The organism is Herbaspirillum sp., assembly GCF_035644555.1.
Classification (GTDB): domain Bacteria; phylum Pseudomonadota; class Gammaproteobacteria; order Burkholderiales; family Burkholderiaceae_D; genus Herbaspirillum.
In genome coordinates, this window is sequence record NZ_DASQOH010000005.1 from 37,908 (window position 1) to 54,759 (window position 16,852).

Annotated in this window: 10 protein-coding genes; 6 read left to right on the top strand and 4 right to left on the bottom strand. The window is 67.0% G+C overall.

The window, feature by feature from the left end:
* Positions 1-38: 38 nt before the first annotated feature.
* From VE092_RS01350 to VE092_RS01375, 6 genes are all read left to right on the top strand, one after another.
* Entirely contained in the window at positions 39-1,814 is a 1,776-nt protein-coding gene (locus VE092_RS01350; RefSeq protein WP_324873059.1) for an autotransporter assembly complex family protein, read from the top strand.
* Between the two features lie 81 nt (positions 1,815-1,895).
* Positions 1,896-5,915, top strand: coding sequence for a translocation/assembly module TamB domain-containing protein (locus VE092_RS01355; RefSeq protein WP_324873061.1), 4,020 nt, complete (start codon positions 1,896-1,898; stop codon positions 5,913-5,915).
* Between the two features lie 220 nt (positions 5,916-6,135).
* A complete protein-coding gene (locus tag VE092_RS01360; RefSeq protein ID WP_324873063.1) occupies positions 6,136-7,695 on the top strand; it encodes a sensor domain-containing diguanylate cyclase in 1,560 nt (519 codons plus the stop codon).
* Between the two features lie 3 nt (positions 7,696-7,698).
* The gene (locus tag VE092_RS01365) at positions 7,699-8,052 is read left to right on the top strand and encodes a hypothetical protein (RefSeq protein ID WP_324873065.1); all 354 of its coding nucleotides are present in this window, start codon (positions 7,699-7,701) and stop codon (positions 8,050-8,052) included.
* A 229-nt stretch (positions 8,053-8,281) separates the two neighbouring features.
* The gene (locus tag VE092_RS01370; protein ID WP_324873067.1) at positions 8,282-10,477 is read left to right on the top strand and encodes a TonB-dependent receptor; all 2,196 of its coding nucleotides are present in this window, start codon (positions 8,282-8,284) and stop codon (positions 10,475-10,477) included.
* Between the two features lie 3 nt (positions 10,478-10,480).
* A complete protein-coding gene (locus tag VE092_RS01375; protein WP_324873069.1) occupies positions 10,481-11,986 on the top strand; it encodes a PepSY domain-containing protein in 1,506 nt (501 codons plus the stop codon).
* Between the two features lie 3 nt (positions 11,987-11,989).
* Here the strand turns inward: VE092_RS01375 and VE092_RS01380 are convergent, their stop codons facing one another.
* From VE092_RS01380 to VE092_RS01395, 4 genes are read right to left on the bottom strand one after another with little or no spacing between them, the layout of a single operon-like run.
* Positions 11,990-13,447, bottom strand: coding sequence for an ABC transporter ATP-binding protein (locus tag VE092_RS01380; protein ID WP_324873071.1), 1,458 nt, complete (start codon positions 13,445-13,447; stop codon positions 11,990-11,992).
* The gene (locus VE092_RS01385; protein ID WP_324873073.1) at positions 13,444-14,277 is read right to left on the bottom strand and encodes an ABC transporter permease; all 834 of its coding nucleotides are present in this window, start codon (positions 14,275-14,277) and stop codon (positions 13,444-13,446) included. The genes VE092_RS01380 and VE092_RS01385 overlap by 4 nt, the downstream gene beginning before the upstream one ends.
* A complete protein-coding gene (locus VE092_RS01390; RefSeq protein ID WP_182994379.1) occupies positions 14,274-15,248 on the bottom strand; it encodes an ABC transporter permease in 975 nt (324 codons plus the stop codon). Before VE092_RS01390 ends, VE092_RS01385 begins: the two co-directional genes overlap by 4 nt.
* Positions 15,239-16,849, bottom strand: a complete 1,611-nt coding sequence (locus VE092_RS01395; RefSeq protein WP_324873077.1) for an ABC transporter substrate-binding protein — start codon at positions 16,847-16,849, stop codon at positions 15,239-15,241. The genes VE092_RS01390 and VE092_RS01395 overlap by 10 nt, the downstream gene beginning before the upstream one ends.
* Between the last annotated feature and the right edge of the window lie 3 nt (positions 16,850-16,852).

Genomic DNA, 16,852 nt, shown 5'->3' on the forward strand with positions numbered 1-16,852 from the left:
CGGACGCCTCAACCGATAACAGATGATGCAGTGAATCAATGACCTGGACCCGCCACCTGGCCATCGCCTTTCTCTGGTGTGCCGCCGATACCGCCCATGCCGCCTACCAGGTGGATATCCAAGCACCCAAGCCGGTGCAGTCGCTGCTCAAGGATTTCCTGGATCTCTCGCGCTACCAGGACCGCGACGACATCAGCGACGAACAGCTCAGGTTCATGATGGACACGGCCGGTGACCAGGTGCGCGAGCTGACCTCCACCGAAGGCTATTTCACCCCGGTCACCCGGGTCAGCATGACGACCGGGCCGGCCTCCTCCGGCCAGGAGCCGCTGCGGCGCATCACGCTCAGTGTCGATCCCGGTCCGCGGACCGAGGTGGCCTCGGCCGAGATCAGCGTCACCGGCGTGGCCGGGCGCGACGATGCGGCGCGCGTGGCCGCGCTGCGCGAGAACTGGTCGTTGCCGCCCGGCCGGCCGTTCCGCCAGGAAGACTGGGACAAGGCCAAAAACGCCGGTCTGGACCAGCTGCAGCAAAAGAAATATGCGGCCGCCCGCATCGCCACCTCGCAGGCCCGGGTCGATCCGGACGAGCACCAGGCCGACCTGTCGGTGCACTATGACAGCGGCCCGGCCTTCACCCTGGGGCCCCTGCAGATCACCGGCACACGCCGCTATCCCGAGTCCATCATCCGCAACGTCAATCCGCTCAACGTGGGGGAAGCCTATGACGTCGATCGCCTGCTGGCCCTGCAGCGGCAGATCCAGAACACGCCTTACTTCTCCAATGCCATCGTGGCCATCGACGACGACCCCGAACATCCGGATCTCACGCCGGTGAAGGTGCAGGTCACCGAATTCCCGGCCCAGCGCATCCGCACCGGGGTCGGCTACAGTACCGATACCGGCGCCCAGGTCGAAGGCCGCTATTCGCACTACAACGTGTTCGACAAGGCCTACGTCTTCGACAGTCAGGTGCGGCTGGAACAGAAGCGCCAGTATGGTCTGATGTCGCTGGCCATGCCGCCGGACCAGAAGGCCTTCGTCAACAGTCTCAACACGTCCTATGACCGCACCAAGCTGGAAGGCATCGACCTGCGCAGCCAGCAGATCGGGCTCAAGCGCGCCCGCAACAGCGAAAACTATGACACCACGTATTCGCTGACCTACTATCGCGATGAACTGAGCCAGGAAAACGGCAGCACCCTGCCGGCCAATACCATCGTCACGCCCGGCAAGCACCGCGCCCTGGTCCCCGGCTTCGCCTGGTCGCGCCGCAACGTGGACAACCCGATCTTCCCGCGCCGGGGCAACCTGCTGACGCTGGAAGCCGGCTTCGCACTCAAGGGATTACTGACCGACCAGAGCTTCAGCCGCCTGTATGGGCGCTTCAAGCAGTTCGTCCCGGTCGGCAAGCGCGACATCGTGGTCTTGCGGGCCGAGCTGGGCGGAGTCTTCACCACCGGCAGCGCCGGCTCGGTGCCGCCCTCGCTGCTGTTCCGCACCGGCGGCAACGACTCGGTGCGCGGCTACAGCTACCAGAGCATCGGCAACGAACAGAACGGCACCGTCTACCCGACCAAGTACCTGGCCGTAGGCAGTTCCGAATACCAGCGCTGGTTCAGCGAGAAATGGGGCGCGGCGGTGTTCTACGACATCGGTGCGGCCGCCGACAACTGGAACAACAAGACCTTCTATCACGGCGTCGGTGCCGGTGCGCGCTGGCGCAGTCCGGTCGGCACCCTGAACCTGGACCTGGCCTATGGCATCCAGAAACGCCAGATCCGGCCCCATATCTCGCTGGGCATCGCTTTCTAGTGTTGCAGCCAGCATCGGCACCCGGTTTTAGATGGCTTAAATGGTTTAAACGATTTATATGAAGTCGAACGACAAGCACGCATGAGCGACCAGTCCCCCGCACCGCAGACGCCCCCGTCCGCACCGCCGCCGCGCCGCGCGCGGCGCCGCCTCGGCCGCTTCGCCGCCTGGAGTGGCGGCACGCTCGCCGTGCTGCTGCTGGCGACGGCCGGCACCACGCTGTACGCCCTGAAGACCGAAAACGGCGCGCGCCTGCTGTGGAACGGCGCCGTCAAGGTACTGGATGGCAAGCTGTCCGGCCAGTTGCTGGGCGGCACCGTGGCCGATGGCCTGCGCCTGCGCGCGCTGCATTACCAGGATGACAAGCGCATCCTCGATATCGACAGCATCGACGCCCGCTGGCACCTGTCCGCGCTGCAGCGCAAGTTCAGCATCGCCTACCTGCGCGTGGGCAAGGTGCAATTGAGCCAGCAGCCTTCACCCTCCGAACCGACGACCCTGCCGACGTCGCTGGCGCTGCCACTGGCACTGGACATCGGCGAGATCAGCCTGGGCCACCTCAGTCTGACGCAGGGCAGCTCCACCACCGAACTGTCGGACCTCAAACTGCACGGCAACTCCGATGGTGTGCAACACACCCTGGTGCTGGACCATCTCGGCACCCCATACGGCCAGGCCACCGCCCTGTTGCATCTGAACGGCCAGCGTCCCTTCGCCATCGGCGGCGGACTGGAGCTGACGGGCGCCTACCAGCAGGCCGGGTTCAAGGAGCAATACCAGCTGGCGGCCCAACTGTCCGGCTCGCTGGAGGAACTGGGTATCGCCCTGACCGCCGGGGGCGACCAGCTCAAGGGCAATGCCGACATCGTCGCCACGCCCTTCGCCACGATACCGCTCAAGCGGGCCCGGGTCGATCTGCAGCACCTCAATCCGCAAGCCTTCAACGCCGCCGCACCGGCGGCCGACCTGAACCTGCGCGCCGACCTTGCACCACCGGCCGGGCTGCCTGCCGGCGCCCCGCTGCAGGTGGCCGGCCGGGTGGACATCAGCAATGCCCGCGCCGGCAGCCTGGACCAGCAACTGCTGCCCCTGCTCTCGGCCAGCGCCGATGTGCAACTGGACCTGCAGCAGCAGAGCCTGTCCCGGCTGGACATCCGCCTGCCGCGCAATGCCCGCATCGAGGGGGGCGGCCAGTTCCGCCCCGGCAGCGCGGAGCCCGGCAAGGAAACGCCCATGGCCGGCCAGTTCAAGCTGCGCGTGAGCGAACTGGACCTCAGCCAGATTCATCGCCAGGTGCGTCCGACCCGGCTGTCCGGCCCGGTGGACGTGACGCTGGCGCCCGATGCACAACAGCTCCTGCTGACCCTGCAGGACAGCACCCTGAAGCTGCACGTGGACAGCGTCATCGGCGCCGACCAGGTGCAGGTGCGCGAGGCGTCGCTGAGCGCGGGCAGATCGCGCCTGGAAACCAGCGGTACCCTGCAGACCGCAGGCGCGATGGATTACGCCTTCAAGGGCCGGCTGCTGGACTTCGATCCCACGTCCGTCCTGCAGGCGGTCACGCCGCCACCGGCCAGCAAGGGGCATCGCACCAGTCGCCCGGCCCCCTCGCAACCGGTGCCGGCCCGCATCAACATGGACTTCGACACGGCCGGTGCCCTCTCGCCGGAATTGAAGGTCAAACTCGGTTTCCGTATCCACGATAGCCGCTACGGCGACCTGCCCATGAGCGGCCGGGGGGATCTCCAGCTGGCCGGCATGCGGCTCTTGCCCTCCAAGGTCAATCTGCAGGTGGCCGGCAATACCCTGGACCTGGACGGCAGCTTCGGCGCCGCCGGCGACAAGCTCAGGCTCAAGGTCGACGCGCCGCAACTGGCGCGCCTGGGCTATGGGCTGTCGGGCCTGTTGCGCCTGGACGGCACCGTGAGCGGCACGCGCCAGCGCCCCGACCTGGTGGCCAGCTTCCAGGCCGAGCAATTGCAATTCGGCCCGCACCAGCTGCATCACCTGGCCGGCCAGAGCGAGCTGCACAGCCACCTGGCCGCTGGCGTGGCCTCGCCCGACAACCGCCTGGCGCTCACGCTGGAGGGTGAGGGCTACCGCGGCCCGCAGGCCGAACTGTCACGCCTGGCGATCAAGCTCGATGGCACCTACGCCAGGCACACACTGGCCCTGCAGGCCAAGGGCAAGCTGCAGCAGCAGACGCTGGACCTGGCCGTGGGCGCCCATGGCCAGGTCACCGAAAAGACCAGGGGTCACTATGGCTGGGCCGGCAGCCTCGACCAGTTCAGCAACCAGGGCTTCCCGCGCATCGCTCTGGGCAGTCCGCTGGCGCTGGATGTCTCGGCCGACGGCATCGAGGCCGGCAGCACCCGCATCGAGATCGACCGCACGGCCATCGAACTCAAACGCCTGTCCTACCAGCAGGGCCGGCTGGCGTCGGCCGGCCAGGTGCGGGCGCTGGACGTGGGCCGCGTACTGGAACTGGTGCAGCAATTCACCGGTACGCCCGCCCCGGTCAAGACCGACCTGGTGCTGGACAGCGACTGGGATTTCACCCTGGCCGAGCGCGCCAGCGGTTACCTGCAGATCGCCCGCCGATCAGGCGACGTCAGGGTCACCACCAGCACCGGTGAGGCCACGCTGGGCCTGTCCGAACTACGGCTGCGCAGCGACTTCCAGGGCGAGCAGATGCGTCTGGACGGACGTGTCGATGCCGCCCGCATCGGGACGCTGAGCCTGGGTGGCGAGATCGGGCTGCGGCGCATCGATGCCTTGCTGGCACTGGACGCTGCCTCCCCGCTGAACCTGCAGGCGCGCCTGGACGTGCCGCAACTGAAACGGGTGGGCGACCTGATCGGTCCGCAGCTCAGCCTCAACGGCAAGCTTGCGGCCGACCTCAAGGCCGCCGGCACCCTGGGCCAACCCCGGCTGTCGGGCGCGGTCAATGGCGACGACCTGGCGGTGACCGAATTCGACCAGGGCATCCAGCTCAAGGACGGCATCGTGCGCATCGTCATGGACAGCAACGTGATCGAGCTGCGCCAGATCGAATTCCATGGCGGGCGCGGCACCCTGCGCGCCGGTGGCAAGATCCAGCTGGGCACCGACAATCCCGACCTCAACGCCACGGTCACCGCCGATCACCTGGAACTGTTCGCCAGCCCTGACCGGCAACTGATGCTCTCCGGCCAGGGCACCCTCGGCAACGTCAACGAGCAGTTGCGGGTGGATGGCAAGTTCACGGTGGACCGCGCCCTGTTCGACCTGCCCAAGAGCAGCGCCCCGCGGCTGGGTGACGATGTGGTCATCGTCAGCCGCAGCGGGAAGAACCGTGTCGGCGCGGCCGCCTCCTCGCAGGAAAAGCTGGAAGCCGCCACCGAAAAGCCGGCCAGCCGCTTCGCCCCGGTCATCAACCTGGCGGTCGACCTGGGCAACGATTTCCGCTTCCGCGGCAGCGGCGCCGATCTGCGCCTGCGCGGCGACATGATGGTGCGCAGCGAGCCGCTCTCACCGCTGCGCGCCAGCGGCACCATCAACGTGGCCGAGGGCAGCTACGAAGCCTTTGGCACCAAGCTCAATATCGAGCGGGGCATCATCAACTTCCAGGGACCGATCACCAATCCCAACATCAACATCCTGGCCATGCGTCGCAACCAGGATGTCGAGGCGGGGGTATCGGTGACCGGCAACGCCAACCAGCCACGGGTGCAGCTGGTGTCGGAACCGAATGTGCCGGACGACGAAAAACTGTCCTGGATGATGTTCGGCCACGGCACCGACAGTTCCAACATCGGCCAGCGTACCGCCAGCAGTCAGGCGCTGGCGCTGGTGGGCAACATGGGGGGCAAGCGCATCGCAAAGGATATCGGGCTGGACCAGTTCAGCATCGGCTCCAGCGAATCCGGCCTGACCGACGACCAGGTGGTGAACCTGGGCAAGGCCATCACCCAGAAGATCACGCTGGGCTATGAACAGAGCCTGCAAGGCGCGGCCAGCGTGGCCAAGGCGACCTGGCAGATCTCGCGGCGCTGGTCGCTGGTGGCCCGCGCCGGCACCATCAACGGCCTGAACATCCTGTTCAGCCGCCGTTACGACTAGAGCTCATCTCATAAATAGTCGTGAGATGCGTTCCAGCAGCAAGAAATGCCTGCCGGCAAGCCGCTGCCCCCCGGCGGCGGCGCTTACCGACCGGCAAGCTCTGCCCTTGAGAAGGAGGAATCTGTTAATCTCCTCACAAGTTCAGGTATTCCCCGATGGACGATCCAGCCGGATTTGACAACAATGGCGCCGGGGAAAGGCCGTTTCCGGGGAAAGCGACATGCCAGAACACACAATCCAGCGCGCATCGAGGACAGCCAAGCTGTTCGTGGTCGTGGTCTGCCTGATCATCCTGCTGCTGGAAGCCTGGTCTGCCTGGCGCGCCTATGAGGTGGCGCTGGACGAAGCCACCCGCAATGCCTCCAACATGGCACTGGCCATGACCCAGCAGGCCGACCAGACCTTCAAGGAAGTCGACGTGGTACTGCTGGCGGTGCAGGAGCACCTCGAATTCGATGGTACGGCGACGGCCGGTCGCCAGCGCACACACGAATTCATGGTCACCTCGGTGGCGGCGGTGCCGCAACTGGCCATGCTGATGGTCTACGACGAAACCGGGCTGGCCATCGGCACCTCCCAGGGAACCCTGGAGCACCGCTATGTCCAGGACGACTACTTCCTGCACCACCAGCGACTGCGTACCAACCAGGCCTATCTGGGCAAGCCCATGCGCAGCCGCGTTAGCGGCCAGTGGGTAGTCACCATGAGCCGGCGCATCAATCATCCCGATGGCAGCTTCGCCGGCGTGGTGGTGGCCGACATTGACCTCTCCCATTTCCAGCGCTACTACGAACAGTTCGCCATCGGGCGCGACGGCGCCATCCTGTTCGGCCTGAACGAAGGCACGGTGATCTATCGCCAGCCGCTGCTGAGTTATTCCATCGGCCTGGACATCACCAAGTCGGTGTTGCAGCAGCAATACCTGAGCAAGGCCGACCAGGGCTCCTTCGAGATGCGCTCGCCGCGCGACGATATCGTGCGCCTCACCAGTTTCCAGCACTGCAGCCTGTACCCACTGTTCGTGGCGGTGGCGCTGGCCAAGGACGACATCCTGGAAGACTGGACGCGGCGGGTCTGGATACGCGGTATCGCGGTGCTGATGCTGCTGGTCGTCATCGGCTACGGCGGCAACCGGCTGGTGGCACAGGTGGCCGGCCGCGAGACCGCCGAACTGGAAGCCATCACCGCCCGCACCGAACTGGAACGGCTGTACCGCACGCTGGAAGCGCAGTCGCAGAAGGATGGCCTGACCGATGTCTTCAACCGCCGCTACTTCGATGCCGCGCTCACGGCCGAACTGGCGCGCCTGAACCGCTCTGGCGAATCGCTCTCGCTGATCATGGTGGATGTGGACCATTTCAAGCGCTACAACGATACCTACGGCCATGCCGCCGGCGACATCTGCCTCAAGCAGGTAGCCGCCGCTCTCAATGGCGTGGCGCGCCGCCAGGGCGACATCGTGGCGCGCTATGGCGGCGAGGAATTCGCCCTGATCCTGCCCAACTGCAATGCCGCCAGTGCCACTGCCATCGCCAGCCGCCTGGTGCAGGCGGTGCGCGCGCTGGGCATCCCGCACGAAGGCAGCCCGGTAGGCCACGTCACCATCAGCGTCGGCGCGGCCAGCCTGGCCAGCGGCAAGGGTGCCCAGGTCGACGCGCGCGAACTGATCGACAGCGCCGATGCTGCCCTCTATCGGGCCAAGGAGCAGGGGCGCGACCGCGCCATCCAGCATGAGTATCCGCGGCTGGCCGTGGTCTCGGACTATCCGGGATTGAGGTGAAGCATGCGCTGCCTGATCCGCTATCAATTGCGCGAGGAAGAACTGCCTGCGCACCACGAGTTCAGCGCCGAGCAGCCGGACGCCGACATGGTCATCCAGCACCTCACCCAGTTCCTGCATCCGGAAGTGATGTTCGAATTCCTCCCCGTACAAGCGGATAGCCGAGACAACATTCCACAGCTGCGCGCCCGCATGGCCCACGCACGCGAATATCTGGAACAGTATTGCGGGCTGAAAAGCCTGTCCTACATGGTACTGCCCGAAGGCGCCTCGTCCGCCCAGGGACGATGGACCACGCTCTTGCTGGGCAACGGCGAATCCAGCCCGGCCAGCGCCACAGAGACCTCCGCACGCTAGCACCCGTTGCGCCCAGGCTGCGGCTAATTGTCGCACCGCCATCCTTCCAAAGACCCTCATGATCGCCCGCAATGCCACTGCCGGCGCGGCTTCCACGCCTGCTGCATGAAATTTCCGGCCTGACCTCGCCGCTGCCGCTGCCGCCCCAGGCGCTTTAGAATCGGCCGCGACGCGATTTCCTCAATCCCGGCGGCCCTGCTTCGGCAAGCCCGTCCACACCACAACGACCATGAAAACACCATACCGGGGCGGCACCCATCTGCGATTGACCCAGACCCACCTCCAGCGGGCTCTGCGCCGCACGCTGAGCTGCGGCCCGCGCGCCCTGCCCTTGCTGTGCCTGGCCGCCAGCGTACAGGCCCAGATCCGCACCGAACCGGACGAGCCCACCCTGCCCACCATCTCGGTGAGCGCCAGCAGCACCGCGCCCTTGCAGAATCCGGTGAGCACCGGTTCCAACCTCGACCTCACGCCCCTGCAGATTCCGGCCAGCGTCAGCGTGATCGACCGTCGTCAGCTGGAAGAACGCGGCGACGCCAGCATCGTCGATGCCATCACCCGCGCCCCCGGCTACAGCAGCCTGGCGCACCCGGGCAACAGCGGCAGTTCGCTGTCGGCACGCGGCTTTACCGATACCACCTCGGTCATGCGCCTGTACGACGGCGTGCGCCAGTACGGCGGCGTCGGCGTGAGCTTCCCCTTCGACACCTGGAGCGTGGAACGCATCGAAGTGCTGCGCGGACCGGCTTCAGTGATCTATGGTGATGGCGCCATCGGCGGCGTGGTCAACGTGGTGCCGAAGAAGCCCACACGCGGCAAGATCGAAAACGAGGTCGAAGCCACCATCGGCAGCCACAACACGCAGCGCCTCGGCCTGGGCAGTGGTGGCGCCATCAACGACATGCTGTCCTACCGCGTGGATATCAGCGGTGACCGCTCCGATGGCTGGGTGGATCGCGGCTATTCCAACAACCTCAGTTTCTCCGGTGCGCTGCGGCTGGACGTCAATCCCGACCTGTTCGTGCAACTGAGCTACGCCCAGGGCCACCAGCGTCCCATGGCCTATTTCGGCACGCCGCTGATCAATGGCCAGCAGGTCGATGCGCTGCGCGAAAAGAACTTCAATGTCGGTGACGGCAACATCGACTACAAGGACCGCTGGGCACAACTGGAAGCACAATGGACACCCAATGCCGACACCACCGTGCGCACCCGCTTCTACCAGATCAACAGCGACCGCAACTGGCGCAACGCCGAATCCTACGTCTACAACCCGGCCTCCGGGCTGGTCGACCGCAGCGGCGCGACCCAGATCCGGCATGACCAGTCGCAGACCGGCAACACCACCGACGCCACCTTCAAGGGCCACCTGCTGGGCCTGAGCAACCAGGTCTCGGTCGGCTTCGACATCAATTCCAGCAGCTTCACCCACACCAACAACACCTATGTGGGCAACTTCAGCAGCGTCAATCCCTATGACTTCGACCCCGGCGGCTACGCCAGCGGTACCGGCGTCCCCGCCTTCCGGCCACGCTATCGCAACAGTGCCTCGCAGTATTCGGTCTTCTCCGAGGACAAGCTGGACCTGACCGAACGCCTGAGCGTGCTGGCCGGCTTGCGCTTCGACCACGCCGACGTCTCCCGCAGCGATTTGATCAACAGCGCCAACGACTTCAGCCAGAGCTACTCCAACCTCGGCTGGCGCCTGGGCTCGGTGTATGCCATCACGCCGGACCTGTCCGTCTATGGCCAGTACACCAAGGCCGCCGCACCGGTGTCGGGCCTGCTCATGCTGACGCAGTCCAACAGCCGCTTCGCCCTGTCCACCGGTCGCCAGGTGGAAGTGGGCGTCAAGCAGGTGTTCTGGAACAAGCGTGGCCAATGGACCCTGGCCCTCTATGACATCCGCAAGAACAACCTGGTCACCCGCGATCCGGCCAATGCCAGCCAGAGCATCCAGGTCGGCCAGCAATCCTCGCGGGGCGTCGAAGCCAGCCTGTCGCTGGCCCTGGCCGATACCGTCAAGCTGGACGCCAACGCCACCGTGCTGCGGGCGCGCTTCGACGACTTCGCCGAAGCGGTGGCCGGCGTGGCTGTTTCGCGCAGCGGCAATGTCCCCACCAACGTGCCGGAACGACTGGCCAATCTGTGGCTGAGCTGGGACTTCCTGCCCGCCTGGACTGCCAGTGGCGGCCTGCAGTACGTGGGCGCGCGCTATGCCGACAATGCCAACACCCTCAAGCTGCCGGCCTACACCACTACCGACCTGGCCCTGCGCTGGAAGGCCACGCAAGCCACCACCCTGACCCTGCGTGCCAACAACGTGTTCGACAAGCACTACTTCACCACCGCCTACTACACCAATACCCAATGGCTGTACGGACCGGGACGCGAGTTGCAGTTGAGCGTGAACCACCGCTTCTGATCGATGGCGGCGACTTCCTGGCCGGCGCGCCTGCGCCGCTGGACCTACCTGACCCACCGCTGGTGCGGCGTGGCAGGCTGCCTGCTGATGGCCCTGTGGTTCGCCAGCGGCGTGGTGATGCTGTTCGTCGGCTATCCCAAGCTCACGCCCTGGGACAGGCTGGCAGCCCTCCCGGCTCTGGAAGCCGGCAGCAAGCTGCCGGGCCCACCGCCGCAGGCGCGTGCCGGCGCACTGGTGCTCAACGCCGCCAGCGGCCAGCCGCGCTATCTGCTGCGCCAGAAGGATGGCAGCCTGCTGTCGCTGGATGCGGCTTCCGGCACAGCCCAAGCGCAATTCGATCGCGATGCCGCGCTGCGCTCGGCACGCCTGTTCCGTCCGGGCGCCGAGGCCCATTACCTGGGCCAGTTGCACGAAGACCGCTGGACCCATGCCCGGTCGCTGGACGCGCATCGGCCACTGCACCAGATCTTGCTGGACGATGCCGCCCACACCCTGGTCTACGTCTCCTCGCATAGCGGCGAAGTGGTGATGCAGGCGACCCGCCTGCAACGCGGCTGGAACTATGTCGGCGCCTGGCTGCACTGGCTGTATGTCTTCAAGAATCAACCGGTCGATCCGGTCTGGACCTGGACCGTGATCGCGCTCTCGGCCGGCTGCGTGCTGGTGGCCTGCAGCGGCATCGTGGTGGGACTGTGGCGCTGGCGCTTCGGCCGGCCCTACAAGTCCGGCTCGCACTCACCCTTCGCGCCCGGCTGGATGCGCTGGCATCACCTGCTGGGCCTGGGCTTCGCGGCCATCACCCTGACCTGGATCTTCAGCGGCCTGATGTCGATGAACCCGCTGGGCATCTTCTCCGCCGCGCAACGCCCCGACCTGGCGCGCTATGCAGCGGTGCCGGCCCAAGGCGGCCTGCTGGCGGCCCCTACCGGAGCCATCCTGCAAAGTCTGGCCGATAGCGGGTTTCGTCCGGTGGAACTGGAATGGCTGACGCTGGCCGGCCAGCCCTTCGTGCTGGCCCGCGACGCCCATGACGGCACACGCCTGGTCCTGGCCGCCGATGCGCAGGGGGAACGCCTGCTGGTGGCGCAGCATTGGTCTCGCGCCACGCTGGAACGTGCCGGGGCCCGGCTGATGGACGCGCCCCTGGTGCAGGTGGAGCGCATGGAGCAGTACGATGCCTACTACTACCGCCGCGACAGCGAGGCCATGATGGGTGGCGCGCAACGACAGTTGCCCGTACTCAGACTGAGGTTTGCCGATGCCGGTGATACCCTGGTCTACCTCAACCTGCAGAGCGGCCTGGTGGAATTGAGCGCCGACCGCGCCCAGCGCATCGGGCGCTGGCTGTTCAGCCTGCTGCATAGCTGGGACCTGGGGCCGATGCTGGCCACCGGCTGGTTGCGCGAGGCGGTATTGATCCTGCTGAGCATCGGCGGGCTGGCCTTGTCGGGCAGTGGCGTGGTGATCGGCTGGCGGCGGCTGCGCCGCAAGTTCGGCGCGCGCGCCTGAGGGTCAGCTGCCCAGGCGTATCTGCCGGTCCGCCACGCAGCGCACGATATCGGTGTCGTGCGTCACCAGCAGCACCGCACAACCCGCTGCCCTGGCCTCTTCCACCAAGAGGCCGATCACTTCCTGCTGGGTCAGCGGGTCCAGCCGCGAGGTGGGCTCGTCGGCAAAGATCAGCGTCGGTTTCATCAACAGCACCCGTGCCAATGCAATGCGCTGCAGTTCGCCACCCGATACCTGGCGCGGCAGGCGATCCAGCAGCCCGGTATCGACCCGCATGCGCGCCAGCAGCGCCTCCAGCCGGTTCCAGTCCAGCTGGTGCAGGCGCACCACATCCCGCAGGGACTGGCGCAGGCTGACGGTGGGCGCAAAGGCCGCCGCCGGGTCCTGGTAGATCTTCTGGAACGCCGTGGGCGCCAGGCCGGCGGCGCGGGTGACGGTTCCCGCATCGGGCTTGAGCAGGCCCAGCAGGAGATTGCCGAAGCTGGTCTTGCCCGCACCACTGGGCCCGCTGATGGCCAGAATTTCGCCGGCGTGGATGCGCGCACTGACATCACTGAACAACACACGCTCGCCGAAGGCCTTGCTGACGCCGCTGATCTCGGCAATGACCCGGCCGACCTCGCCGGCTGCGGCCTGCACTGGCGCAGGCAGTGGCCAGCACGCTGGATCTGCCGCCAGCAGGCGCCGGGTATAGGTGTGCTGCGGCGCGGCCAGTACTGCCTCGGCCTCGCCCCGCTCCACCATGCGCCCCTCCAGCATCACCGCCAGTTGTCCGCCCAGCGCTCGCGCCAGCCAGACGTCGTGGGTGATGCACAGCAGGCTCATCCCCTCCTTGCGGGCCGCCTGCAGCAGGGCCAGCACTTCGCCACGGCGGTCGGCATCCAGTCCCTTGGTGGGTTCGTCGATGATCAGCAACGGTGCGCCGGCCGCATGCGTGGCCAGGAACGCCACCCGCTGCGCCATGCCACCGGAGATCATGAAAGGATATTTGTCCGCCGCATCCCGCAGGCCCAGGCTGGCCAGCGCATCCAGCGCCGACGTCCGGGCGTTGCTGCGGGCAGTCCGCAGACTGTCGTTCTGGGTATCGACGGCCGGCAGGCTGACCAGCTCATAGGTCTCGGCCACCTGCTGCGCCACGGTCATGGTCGGGTCCAGTGCCAGCCAGGGTTCCTGGGGCAGCAGCGCGATACGGCGGCCCCACCCTGCCTGGCGCGGGGCGACATCGGCAGCCTCGCCCGATTCGCCATCGATGCTGATGCGCCCGGTACAGCGCAGGTTGGCCGGCAAATGCCCCATGATGGCCTGGGCCAGCAAGGACTTGCCGGAGCCGCTCTCGCCCAGCAACGTCAGCACGCCACCGGCCGGGATGGAAAAGCTGGTCGCATCGACCAGCACATCCTCCCCGTGCAGCACCGCCAGGTCTTGCACGCACAGCGCCGGCACCGGCGCCTGCGCGTTCATGCGGCCTCCTTCTGCGGCGACAGCAGCAGCAAACCCAGCAGGGTCATGAACAGCACCAGCACCGGCGCACCGACCAGCCAGGGCGCCTCACGGTAATAGGGCAACAGTTCGATCATCATGACGCCCAGTTCCGGCGTCGGCGGCTGCAGGCCCACGCCCACGAAGCCCAGTGCCGACATCGCCAGCACCGCGCCGGCCAGGCCGAAGCGCATCAGTGTCAGCAGACGCGGCAGCAAAGCCGGCAATACATGACGGCGGATAATGTAAGCAGGCCCAAAGCCCAGCAGCCGCGAGGCCTCCACCTGCGGGCTGGCCAGCAGGACGCGGCATGCGGCACGCACCACGCGGAAATATTCCACCCAGAGCGCCAGCGAAATGCCCACGTACAAGGGCCAGAAGCCACCCGGCGCCAAGGCCGCCAGCAGCAGCACCAGCAACAGGCCCGGCAAGGCCAGCACGGCATCGGCCAGCGCCGCCAGCACGCGCTCGGTCCAGCCGCCGCACCAGGCCGCCAGCAGACCGATGAGAAAGCCGGGAACGGCCGCCGACAGCACGCTTACCAGTGCCAGCGACAAGGATAGCCGGGCGCCATGCGCCAGCCGGGCCAGCATGCTGCGCCCGAGCTGGTCGTAACCCAGCGGCTGTGCCAGGCTGGGCGCTTCAAGGAAGCGCGCCAGATGCTGGCGCGCAGGGTCGATGTCGATGGCGATCGGCCCGACCAGCGCCAGCAGCGCCACCGCCAGCAACAGCAGCAGCCCGGTGGACTGGCCGCAGGTCCAGCGGGTAGCCCCGCGCTCGACAAGGACATCGGAAGCAGAAAGGCGGCTCATGCTCGGCCTCGCGGATCAAGGAAGGCGCAGGCGGCATCCACCAGCGCATTGAAGAGGACGAACATCAGGCCCAGCACCAGGGCAGTGCCCTGGATCATCGGCACGTCGCGGCCGAAGATGGCATGCACCAGCGCGTGGCCGATGCCGGGCCAGGCAAAGATGGTTTCCACCAGCACCACGCCTTCGACCAGCATCACCAGTTGCACGCCCAGGTAAGCCACCACCGGTACGGCCACATTGCGCAGGCCATGGCGCGCCAGCGCCTGGGATAAGGTCAAACCTTTGGTCAGCGCAAAACTGAAGTATTCGGAACGTCGGACCTGCACCATGGCATCACGCGCCACGCGGCAGGACACCGCCGCCAGGCCCAGCGCCAGCGTCAGGGCCGGCAGCAGGATACCGCCATGATCACCATGGCCGGCTGCCGGCAAGGCGCCCAGCTGCACCGAAAACAGCAGCACCAGCAACAGCCCCAGCAGGAAGGACGGCAAGGCCCGCAGGACCACCGACACGGCCAGCGTGGCACGGTCCAGCCAGCCGCCCGGGTGCAGCCCGGCCAGCACGCCGGCAGTGGGGCCGATGGCCAGCGACAGCGCCATCGCCAGCAGCGACAGGCGCAGCGTCGGGCCCAATTGATGACCGATCTCCACCAGCACCGGCAAGGCAGTGACCTGGGACATTCCCAGGTCCAGATGCAACAGGCGGCCCCACCATTCGCTCAGGGCCATGAACCAGGGCCGGTCCAGACCCAATTCCGCACGCACGGCCAGCGCGGCCTCGGTGGTGACCATGTCATAGCCGTAGCGCCCGGCAGCAATGCGGTAGGCCATGTCGCCGGGCAGCATGCGCGTCATGAAGAAACACAGCGTGCCCACCAGCAGCGCCACCAGAGCGGCCTGCAGCAGGCGCTGCCCCAGCGCGAGCAGCAAGCGGCGCCGGGTGGCCGCGCTCAATAATCGATTCAGGTCCATTGCAGGGAAGAGATCCGGTAACTGCGTTCAAAGGGGTCGATGCTGGCGCCACGCAGGCGCCGACTGACAGCGCAGGTCTGGCGATACCAGACCACCGGGATCACCGGCAACTGCTCCTGCAGCACGGCGGTAATGCGCTGGCGCAGGCTGCGGTCTCGGTCTCGGTCTCGGTCTCGGTCGGCAGGCACGGCCGGCGCGGCCGCCAGTTGCGCCAGCAATGCGGGCACCTCGGCATTGCGCCAGCCCATGGCGCCCCAGTCGCCGCCCTCGGGGCCGAAATCCTGCAGCAGGCTGGCTACCGGTTCGGGGAGATTGCCGTAGTTGCGCGCCGCCAGCGCCATCTGCAGCAAGCCGCTGCGATGACCGGCCGGGATATCGCTGGAATTGCCGATCACCACCCGCACGGCAATACCAATCTGGCGCATCTCTTCCTGCAAGGCGGTGGCGATCAGGGGCAGTTCGGGACGATCCACGAAGGTCGTCAGATTCAAGGCCAGCCGCTGGCCCTCACGCCACCGTACGCCGTCCGCACCGAGGCGCCAGCCGGCCTCCTCCAACAGGCGGCGGGCCTGTTTCAGGTCAGTCTGCAAGGGCGGCAGGCTGGCATCGTGCCAGCGCGCCAGCGCGGGGGGAAACAGTTGCGTAGCACCGAGGTCGGGGTCGCGCAGCAGGGCGCGGGCGATGCCCTCGCGTTCGATGCACAGCGCGATGGCGCGTCGCACGCGCACATCGGCCAGGAAGGGATGACCGGCGTTGAGCTTGAGAATGGTGGTACGCGGCAGCATGGTCGACAGCAGGGCCGCGCGTGGATGGTCTTGCAGCGCCCGTATGCTGGGCGGGTCCAGCGAGAAGGCGAGATCGGCCTGGCCGCTCTGGACCAATAGGGTACGCGTCTCCGCACGCGAAACGCTGATGTAGCGCGCCCGCTGGATCGGCCTGCCCTGCCCGGACTCGATCAAGGCCACGCGTTCGACATCGAATTGCTGCGGCAGGCTCAGGGAGCGAATGCGATACGGCCCGCTACCGATGATGGCCTGCACATTGCCCCGGGCGTCGAAGGAGGCCGGGGCCAGGATCTGCGTCGTGTAGTGCGTCAGCAGATAGGGGAAAGGACCGAAGGGCTGGCGCAAGGTGATGACCAGGTCACTGCCCTCCAGCTGCATCGCCGCGATCGCCGCCAGCTGCAATACGCCCGGCCGCTGGGCAGCGCGCTGCAGGCAGGCCAGCACGCTGGCCGGCGTGAGCGTGCTACCGTCGTGGTAGCGCCGCCCGCTGCGCAGTGCGATGCGCCATTGCAGACCGTCATCGCTGACCCGCCAGGTAGTGGCCAGGCCCGCACGCAAGTGGCCGCTGTCGTCCACCTCCAGCAGCGTCTCAACCACCTCCATGCGGGCGAACATGTAGCCGGAGCGCGAGGGATCGAGGCCGGTCATTTCCCAGGGGCCGACCACGGTCAGCACGCCGGCATCGGCCCGGGTGACGGCATGCGAATGCGGCGCATCGTCGCCGTGCGCCAATGCGTTGCGCCAGGGCTGGACAGCGGCCAGGGCGGCGGCCGCCAGCAAGGCCCGGCGGCGTACTGCCTTCAGGTCATGGGACACAGG

Coding starts and splice junctions, on each gene's coding strand:
- VE092_RS01350 (WP_324873059.1), top strand. CDS start 39: ATGACCTGGACCCGCCACCTGGCCATCGCCTTTCTCTGGTGTGCCGCC.
- VE092_RS01355 (WP_324873061.1), top strand. CDS start 1,896: ATGAGCGACCAGTCCCCCGCACCGCAGACGCCCCCGTCCGCACCGCCG.
- VE092_RS01360 (WP_324873063.1), top strand. CDS start 6,136: ATGCCAGAACACACAATCCAGCGCGCATCGAGGACAGCCAAGCTGTTC.
- VE092_RS01365 (WP_324873065.1), top strand. CDS start 7,699: ATGCGCTGCCTGATCCGCTATCAATTGCGCGAGGAAGAACTGCCTGCG.
- VE092_RS01370 (WP_324873067.1), top strand. CDS start 8,282: ATGAAAACACCATACCGGGGCGGCACCCATCTGCGATTGACCCAGACC.
- VE092_RS01375 (WP_324873069.1), top strand. CDS start 10,481: ATGGCGGCGACTTCCTGGCCGGCGCGCCTGCGCCGCTGGACCTACCTG.
- VE092_RS01380 (WP_324873071.1), bottom strand. CDS start 13,447: ATGAACGCGCAGGCGCCGGTGCCGGCGCTGTGCGTGCAAGACCTGGCG.
- VE092_RS01385 (WP_324873073.1), bottom strand. CDS start 14,277: ATGAGCCGCCTTTCTGCTTCCGATGTCCTTGTCGAGCGCGGGGCTACC.
- VE092_RS01390 (WP_182994379.1), bottom strand. CDS start 15,248: ATGGACCTGAATCGATTATTGAGCGCGGCCACCCGGCGCCGCTTGCTG.